Here is a 7,740-nt window from a genome sequence, read left to right on the forward strand (position 1 = left end):
GGGGGTGGGTGGGGTGGGTTAGTGGGTGATGTTGCGGTGTTTGTTGCGAAGGCGGAACGGCATCAACGCGCTTTCGATCTTGGTCGCGGTGGTCATCTTGGACTCGCCGTCGCGCCGCTCCTCGAAGCGGATCGGCACCTCCAGGATGGTGTGCCCCAGCTTGGTGGCCAGGTAGTGCATCTCCACCTGGAAGCTGTAGCCGTTGGACTGCACCCGGTCCAGACCGATGTCCCGCAGAGCGTCGGCGCGCCAGATCTTGAAGCCGGCGGTCAGGTCCCGGATCCGCACCCGCAGCAGGGTGTGCACGTAGAGGTTCGCCCAGCCGCTGAGCGCCCGGCGGTACAGCGGCCAGTTCTCGTCCAGCTCGCCACCGGGCACGTACCGGGAACCGATCACCACGCCGGCCTGGGTGGAGAGCAGCGCGCCCAGCATCCCCGGCAGCGCCTCCGGCGGGTGCGACAGGTCGGCGTCCATCTGGGCCACGTACTCGGCGCCACCGTCGAGCGCGCGCCCGATTCCGTCCACGTAGGCCCGGCCCAGGCCCTCCTTGCCGGCCCGGTGCACCACCTCGATCCGATCCGGGTGCTCGATGGCCAACTTGTCGGCCACCTCGCCGGTGCCGTCGGGGGAGTTGTCGTCGGCGACGAGGATGCGCAGCCCCGGCAGCGGCAGCGCGAGCAGCCGCCCGACCAGCGCCGGGAGGTTGCCCGCCTCGTTGTAGGTGGGCACCACGACGGTCAGGCGTGCGTCCCGCCACGGCGACGGCAGCTGCACGGGCTCGATCATGTCGGACATCCTCGGTTTGCGGACAGGGCTACCTGAGAGGGTATCCAGTTGCCGCGCCGGAGTGGAAAACGCTCCCCTTCCGGGCGTTGCGGGCGAGGTCATCCGACGACGACGGCGGCCCGCACGCGTCGGGTCAGCGCAGACGCCGGGCCACGGCGGTGAGGGCGAGCGCCACACCGGCGAGCGCCACACCGGCGAGCGCCACACCGGACAGCGCCGGCTTGTGGGTGCCCACCCACAGCGCCGCCGAGCGGTCGCGCGCCCGTTCGGCGAACACGCCCGCCGCGCCCCGGTCCCGGTCCTCGTCGCCGGGGTGGTCGAGGTTGTCCCGCCAGGTGGTGGGGTCGATCGTCGCGCCGGTCTGCTGACTGTCGTACCCGTCGCGGGCCAGCTTCCGGTCGAGCAGGCCGGGGATCAGGATGTCGCCGAGCCGGGCGCGCCACGTCGGGCCGCCGACGTTGAGTTCCCGGGTGCCGTGGTCGGCGGCCCAGACGATCGCGCGGGCGGCCACCTCCGGTGTGAAGATCGGCGGCACCGGCTGCGGATGCCGGGGCAGCCGGGTACGGACCCAGGAGAACTGTGGCGTGTTCACCGCGGGCAGCTGCACCATCGACAGCTTCACCCCCGGGGACTCGCGCAGCAGTTCGGCCCGCAGCGAGTCGTTGAACCCCTGGACGGCGTGCTTGCTCGCGCAGTACGCCGACTGCAACGGGATCCCCCGGTAGGCCAGCGCGGAGCCCACCTGCACGATCGCGCCCTGACCGTGCGCGCGCATGTGCCGCAGCGCGGCCAGGGTGCCGTGCACCGTGCCCAGGTAGGTGACCTCGGTGACCCGGCGGAACTCCCGCGCCGGGATCTCCCACGCCGGCGCGAACACCGACACCATCGCGTTGTTGATCCACACGTCGATGCCGCCCCACCGGTGCACCACGTCGTCGGCGGCCTGCTGCACCGCGCCCGCGTCCGCCACGTCGACCCGGTAGACGCGCACGTCGGCGGCGCCACGCCGCCGGCACTCCCGCTCGGCGGCAGCCAGGCCGGCCTCGCCACGGGCCAGCAACGCCAACCGGGCGCCCCGGGCGGCGTACGCGTGCGCCACCGCCCGGCCCACCCCGGCACTCGCTCCGGTCACCACCACGGTCCGCGTCACGGTCACCCCTTCTGGCGGGTGGCGATGTCGGAGAGTCGTGCCAGCGTCTCCCGGTTACGCATGTGCAGCACCAGGTCGTTGAGCTTGTTGCGGACCCAGCGCAGTGGTCCTGCGGCGAACTCCTCACCGATGCGGACCCGGGTGACGCCGTCGCCGACCGGTTCCAGGGTGAACGTCACGATCGCCTCACCGGCCGGCCACAGACCGGCCCGCAGCACGAGCCGCTGCGGTGCCTCGCACAGCAGCACTGTCGAGGCGTCCTGCAAGGAGAACGGCCACGGTCCGGTCCGGTGGTGCAGCTGGCTGCCCACCCGGGGCCAGGCGTCGTCCACGTCGCGCACGTGAGCCGTGCCGACCACCCAGTCGCTGTACGTCCAACCGTCCGCCAGCACGTCGAACACCTGCTGCGGGGAAGCCTTTATCACTTTCTCCACTATCGCCACTGAACTCCCATACCCGCGTCCTGGTGAGGGCTAACGACCTGCGGGTTAGCTTCTCCGGGGCGGCGGGTAAGGCCGACGCGGGGCACGCTGGCGGTGCTGGCCCACCGCGTCGACGACGACGTTTACTCCTCGGGGCGCAGGGAACCCGCCGGCTGTGCGACAGGACCAGGAGGATCCGGATCAGCGCAGGTCAGCCCGGGTTTACGCCGGTGCTGGCCGGGTCTGGTCCGGGCCCGTCGGGAGCCCTCGCGGGGTCCTGTACGACGCGGTGCTGCTCGACCGGGACGGCACCCTGATCGAGGACGTGCCGTACAACGGTGACCCGGAGAAGGTGCGGCCGGTGCCGGGCGCGCGGGCGGCGCTGGACCGGTTGCGGGCGGCCGGCCTGCGCCTGGCGGTGGTGACCAACCAGTCGGGCCTGGCCCGCGGCTACTTCACCGGCGAGCAGATGCGGGCGGTGCACGCCCGTGTCGAGGAACTGCTGGGCCGCTTCGACGCGTGGTTGGTCTGCCCGCACGACGACGCCGACCGGTGCGACTGCCGCAAACCGGCGCCCGGCCTGGTGCACGCCGCGGCCCGGGAGTTGGGCACGAGCGCGTCGCGGTGCGTCATGGTCGGCGACATCGGCCGGGACGTCGCCGCCGCTCTGGCCGCCGGCGCGGCGGGAGTGCTGGTGCCCACACCGGTGACCCGGCCGGAGGAGATCGCCGCCGCCGGGTGGGTGGCCACCGACCTGCCCTCGGCGATCGACGAGATCCTGCGCCGCCAGCAGGCGGTACGGCCCGCGCCGACCGGTGAGCGTATGGGGACGGCGCTGGTGGTGCGTTCGGACTCGGCCGGGGACGTGCTCGTCAGCGGACCGGCGATCCGTGCCGTGGCGGCCGGCGCGCAGCGGGTGGTGCTGCTGTGCGGGCCGCGGGGACGCGCCGCGGCGGAGCTGCTGCCCGGCGTCGACGAGATCATCGAGCATCCGCTGCCGTGGATCGACCCGAACCCGGCGCCGGTCGACCCGGCGGCCGTGCGCGGCCTCACCACGCGCCTCGCCGCCGTCGGCGCGGACCAGGCGGTGGTGTTCACCTCGTTCCACCAGTCCGCACTGCCGCTGGCGTTGCTGCTGCGGATGGCGGGGATCGGCCGCATCGCGGCGATCAGCGACGATTACCCCGGCTCCCTGCTGGACGTCCGCCACCGGGTGCCGGTGGGCGTGCCCGAACCCGAACGCGCGCTCTCCCTCGCCGCCGCCGCCGGCCACCGGCTGCCCGACGGCGACGAACCCGTGCTCCGGCTCCGGCCGGATGCCCTACCGCCGCGCCCGGCCGACCTCGGGGATCCCGGGTACGTGGTGCTGCACCCCGGCTCCGCCGCGTCGAGCCGGGCCTGCCCGCCCGAGCTGGCGAGCCGGATCGCCGGTGCACTGACCGCCGCCGGGCACCGGGTGCTGGTCACCGGCGGCCCCGACGAGCGTGCGGTCACCGCCCGGGTCGCGGCGGCCGGCGGCACCGACCTGGGTGGCCGGACCGATCTGGCCGGGCTGGCCGCGATCGTGGCGGACGCCGGCGCGGTGGTGGTCGGCAACACCGGCCCCGCGCACCTGGCCGCCGCTGCCGGGGTACCGGTGGTGAGTCTCTTCGCCCCGACCGTCCCGTTCGGACAGTGGGGACCGTACCGGGTGCCCACCGTCCGGCTCGGGGACGCCGCCGCGCCCTGCCGGAACACCCGGGCCGCGAGCTGCCCGGTCCCCGGGCATCCGTGCCTGGGCGACGTCGAGCCGGCCGAGGTGGTCGAGGCGCTGCGGGTGCTCGCCGTTCCCGGTGGTGGCGGCCGATGAATGTCCTGCTCTGGCACGTGCACGGCTCCTGGACAACGTCGTTCGTGCACGGCCGTCACCGCTACCTGATCCCCACCACACCCGACCGCGGCCCCTACGGCCTCGGCCGGGCCCGCACCTACCCCTGGCCGGACACCGCCGTCGAGGTCACCCCCGACGAGTTGCCCGACACCGACGTCGACCTGGTCATTCTGCAACGGCCCGAGGAGATCGACCTCGCCGCGCAGTGGCTGGGCCGCCGTCCGGGCCGTGACATCCCCGCCATCTACGTCGAGCACAACACCCCGAAGGGCGACGTGCCGAACACCCGCCATCCGATGGTCGACCGCGCCGACCTGCTGGTCGCCCACGTCACCGGGTTCAACCAGATCTTCTGGGACACCGGCGCCACCCGCACCACCGTCGTCGACCACGGCATCGTCGCCCCCACCGTGTCCTACACCGGCGAGCTGGACCGGCTCGCCGTGGTGATCAACGAGCCGGTGCGGCGGGGTCGGGTCACCGGCACCGACCTGCTGCCCCGCTTCGCCGAGATCGCGCCCCTGGACGTATTCGGCATGGGCGTCGCCGGCCTCGCCGACCACCTCGGTCTGCCTGCCGAACGGCTCACCAGCCACGACGACGTACCCCAGAACCGGATGCACGCCGAGCTGGCCCGGCGGCGCGCGTACCTGCACCTGTGCCGCTGGACCTCGCTCGGGCTCAGCCTCATCGAGGCGATGGCGATCGGCATGCCGGTCGTCGCGCTCGCCACCACCGAGGCGGTGACGGCCGTTCCCCCGGAGGCGGGGGCGCTCGCCACCCGGACGGACACCCTGCTCGACGCCGCCCGCCGGTTCATCGCCGAACCGGAGACCGCGCGTCAGGCCGGCGCGGTGGCACGGACCGCCGCGCGGGACAGATACGGCCTCGACCGTTTCCTCGCTGACTGGGACCGGCTGCTGGAGGAGGAAGTATGCGGATCGCGATGATCTCGGAGCACGCCAGCCCGCTCGCCATCCTCGGAGGGGAGGACGCCGGCGGCCAGAACACGCACGTCGCGGAGCTGTCCGCCGCACTCGCCGCCGCCGGGCACGAGGTGCGGGTCTACACCCGCCGCGACGCGCTCGACCTGCCGGTGACGGTCCGCAGTCCGGACGGGTACGACGTGGTGCACGTGCCCACCGGCCCGGCCGAGCCGGTGGCCAAGGACGCGTTGCTGCCGCACATGCGCGAGTTCAGCCGTTGGCTGGTCGAGCGGTGGCGCGGCGGCGACTGGACGCCCGAGGTGATCCACGCGCACTTCTGGATGAGCGGTCTCGCCGCGTTGACCGCCGGGCGCCAGACCGGGGTGCCGGTGGTGCAGACGTACCACGCGCTGGGCACCGTGAAGCGCCGCTACCAGGGCGTGCAGGACACCAGCCCGGCGCGGCGGATCGCCTACGAGCGGGAGCTGGGTCGTTCGGTGGACCGGGTGGTCGCGCAGTGCCGCGACGAGGTGGGCGAGCTGGTGCGGATGGGGGTGCCCCGGTCCCGGATGACGGTCGTGCCCTCCGGTGTCAACCTCTCCACGTTCGCTCCGCTCGGGCCGGCCGCCGACCGGGAGCCCGGTCGGGCCCGGATCCTGACCGTGGGCCGGCTGGTCGAGCGCAAGGGCTTCCAGACGGTCGTCCGGGCGATGGCGCTGGTGCCCGACGCCGAGTGCGTGGTGGTCGGTGGCCCGCCGGAGGGGCTGCTGGAGACCGATCCGTACGCCCGGCGACTGCGGGCGCTGGCCGAGACGTGCGGGGTGGCCGACCGGGTGCACCTGGTCGGCGCGGTGCCCCGGGAGGAGATGGGCCGCTGGTACCGCTCGGCGGACCTGCTCGTCGCCGCGCCCTGGTACGAGCCGTTCGGCCTGACCCCGTTGGAGGCGATGGCCTGCGGGGTGCCGGTCGTCGGCACCGCCGTGGGAGGCATCCGGGACACCGTGGTCGACGGGACGACCGGGGACCTCGTGCCGGCCCGGGACCCGCGGGCGCTGGCCACCGCGGTCCAGGGACTGCTCGACGACCGGATCCGGCGCTTCGCGTACGCCGCGGCGGCGCGGGAGCGGGCCCGGTCGCGGTACTCGTGGGCGGCGACCGCGGAGCGGCTGGCGGAGGTCTACGGCGAGGTCGTCGCGGTGCGCCGGCCGACCCGGGTGGTGGCCTGATGCCCACGGGCAGCCTGCTCGACACCCACCTGACGAACCTGGCCGCGGCGCTGGTGCCCTACCGGCGTTACGAGCCGCAGTTGGCGCGCTGGGGCGCCGAGCTGGCCCACCGGCTGGCGGCCGGCGGCCGGTTGCTGGTGGCGGGCAACGGCGGCAGCGCCGCCGAGGCCCAGCACCTCACCGCCGAGTTGGTCGGCAAGTTGCACCACGACCGGCAGCCGCTGTCGGCCATCGCTCTGCACGCCGAGACGAGTGCGGTCACGGCCATCGCCAACGACTACGGCTACACCGACGTCTACGCCCGGCAGGTCCGCGCGCACGGGCGACCCGGCGACGTCCTGCTGCTGCTGAGCACCAGCGGCGCCAGCGAGAACCTGCTCACCGCCGCGCGGGCCGGCCGCGACGCCGGCCTCACCACGTGGGCGCTCACCGGGCCGACCCCCAACGCCCTCGCCGACGCGTGCGACGAGGTGCTCGCCGTGTCGTCGGCCGACACCCAGGTCGTCCAGGAGCTGCACCTCGTCACGAGCCACCTGATCTGCGAGTACCTCGAACAGGAACTGCCCGCGTCCGTCCAGGCCGCGCCGGCCGCCACCGCGTCGTCGTCTCCGGTACGGGCCGGGGTCGAGGTGGTGCTCGGCGGTGGGGCCGGGCAGCAGGTCGACGCGTGAGGATGAGGAGGACAGCGTGAGGGGACCCGTGGTGGTGGTCGGGGACACCCTGCTCGACCGGGACGTCGAGGGGGTGGTGAACCGGCTCTGCCCGGACTCGCCGGTGCCGGTGCTCGACGAGACGGTGGCCACCGACCGGCCCGGTGGCGCCGGCCTGGCGGCGGTGTTCGCCGCCGCGCAGGCGCCGAGGTGGTGCTGGTGACCGCGCTCGCCGACGACGCCGGTGGCGCCCGCCTGAGCGCGCTGCTCGCCGCCGCGGCGTGCGGGTCTACCCGCTGCCCCTGTCCGGGGCGACGCCGGAGAAGATCCGGCTGCGGGCCCGGGGGCGGGTGCTGCTGCGTCACGACCGCGGCGGTGTGCCCGGCGAGCCGGGCCAGCCCTCGGACGAGGTGTTGCGGGTGATCGGTGCGGCGTCGGCGGTGCTGGTCAGCGACTACGGCCGGGGGGTGGCCCGGCAGCCCGCGCTGCGCGACGCGCTGGCCGCCACCCGCGCGCCGGTGGTGTGGGATCCGCATCCGCGTGGCCCGGCCGCGGTTCCCGGGGTCCACCTGGCCACCCCGAACGAGTCCGAGGTGCGGGAGCTGGTCCCGACGCTGCCCGGGACGTCGCGGCTGGCCGCCGCATCCCAGGGCGCGCAGGGACTGCGCCGGCGCTGGCGGGCCGGGGCGGTCGCGGTGACCCTGGGCGGG

General features: G+C 74.5%; 7 protein-coding genes and 1 pseudogene. 5 read left to right on the forward strand and 3 right to left on the reverse strand.

Annotation, left to right across the window (positions count from 1 at the left end; translation table 11 throughout):
- Positions 1–18: 18 nt before the first annotated feature.
- The 3 genes from JNW91_RS27550 to JNW91_RS27560 all read right to left on the reverse strand — a co-directional run bounded on the left by JNW91_RS27550 (position 19) and on the right by JNW91_RS27560 (position 2,370).
- Positions 19–786, reverse strand: coding sequence for a polyprenol monophosphomannose synthase (locus JNW91_RS27550; RefSeq protein ID WP_203178345.1), 768 nt, complete (start codon positions 784–786; stop codon positions 19–21).
- Positions 787–919: 133 nt separating this feature from the next.
- Positions 920–1,936, reverse strand: a complete 1,017-nt coding sequence (locus JNW91_RS27555; RefSeq protein WP_203178347.1) for an SDR family oxidoreductase — start codon at positions 1,934–1,936, stop codon at positions 920–922.
- Positions 1,937–1,938: 2 nt separating this feature from the next.
- Positions 1,939–2,370: an SRPBCC family protein gene (locus tag JNW91_RS27560; RefSeq protein ID WP_309244500.1), complete on the reverse strand. Its 432-nt coding sequence runs from the start codon at positions 2,368–2,370 to the stop codon at positions 1,939–1,941.
- A gap of 163 nt (positions 2,371–2,533) precedes the next feature.
- Between JNW91_RS27560 and JNW91_RS27565 the strand changes: the two genes are divergently transcribed.
- The 5 genes and pseudogenes from JNW91_RS27565 to JNW91_RS27585 all read left to right on the forward strand — a co-directional run.
- Positions 2,534–4,207, forward strand: a complete 1,674-nt coding sequence (locus tag JNW91_RS27565; RefSeq protein WP_203178349.1) for an HAD-IIIA family hydrolase — start codon at positions 2,534–2,536, stop codon at positions 4,205–4,207.
- Positions 4,204–5,178 carry a glycosyltransferase gene (locus JNW91_RS27570; protein WP_203178350.1) on the forward strand — a complete coding sequence of 325 codons (975 nt, stop codon included), beginning with the start codon at positions 4,204–4,206 and terminating at the stop codon, positions 5,176–5,178. Before JNW91_RS27565 ends, JNW91_RS27570 begins: the two co-directional genes overlap by 4 nt.
- Complete coding sequence (locus JNW91_RS27575; protein WP_203178351.1) at positions 5,163–6,380, forward strand: glycosyltransferase; 1,218 nt, start codon at positions 5,163–5,165, stop codon at positions 6,378–6,380. Before JNW91_RS27570 ends, JNW91_RS27575 begins: the two co-directional genes overlap by 16 nt.
- Positions 6,377–7,051, forward strand: coding sequence for a D-sedoheptulose-7-phosphate isomerase (locus JNW91_RS27580; protein ID WP_203178353.1), 675 nt, complete (start codon positions 6,377–6,379; stop codon positions 7,049–7,051). The genes JNW91_RS27575 and JNW91_RS27580 overlap by 4 nt, the downstream gene beginning before the upstream one ends.
- A gap of 16 nt (positions 7,052–7,067) precedes the next feature.
- Positions 7,068–7,740 (forward strand): annotated as a pseudogene (locus JNW91_RS27585) (PfkB family carbohydrate kinase); the annotation flags it as partial.

Origin of the sequence: Micromonospora parastrephiae, from assembly GCF_016802865.1 — a bacterium.
In the GTDB taxonomy this organism is placed as follows: domain Bacteria; phylum Actinomycetota; class Actinomycetes; order Mycobacteriales; family Micromonosporaceae; genus Micromonospora; species Micromonospora parastrephiae.

What these genes read in the sequence shown, in the direction of transcription:
- JNW91_RS27550 (WP_203178345.1), bottom strand. Translation starts at nt 786, where the DNA reads ATGATCGAGCCCGTGCAGCTGCCGTCGCCGTGGCGGGACGCACGCCTG.
- JNW91_RS27570 (WP_203178350.1), top strand. Translation starts at nt 4,204, where the DNA reads ATGAATGTCCTGCTCTGGCACGTGCACGGCTCCTGGACAACGTCGTTC.
- JNW91_RS27575 (WP_203178351.1), top strand. Translation starts at nt 5,163, where the DNA reads ATGCGGATCGCGATGATCTCGGAGCACGCCAGCCCGCTCGCCATCCTC.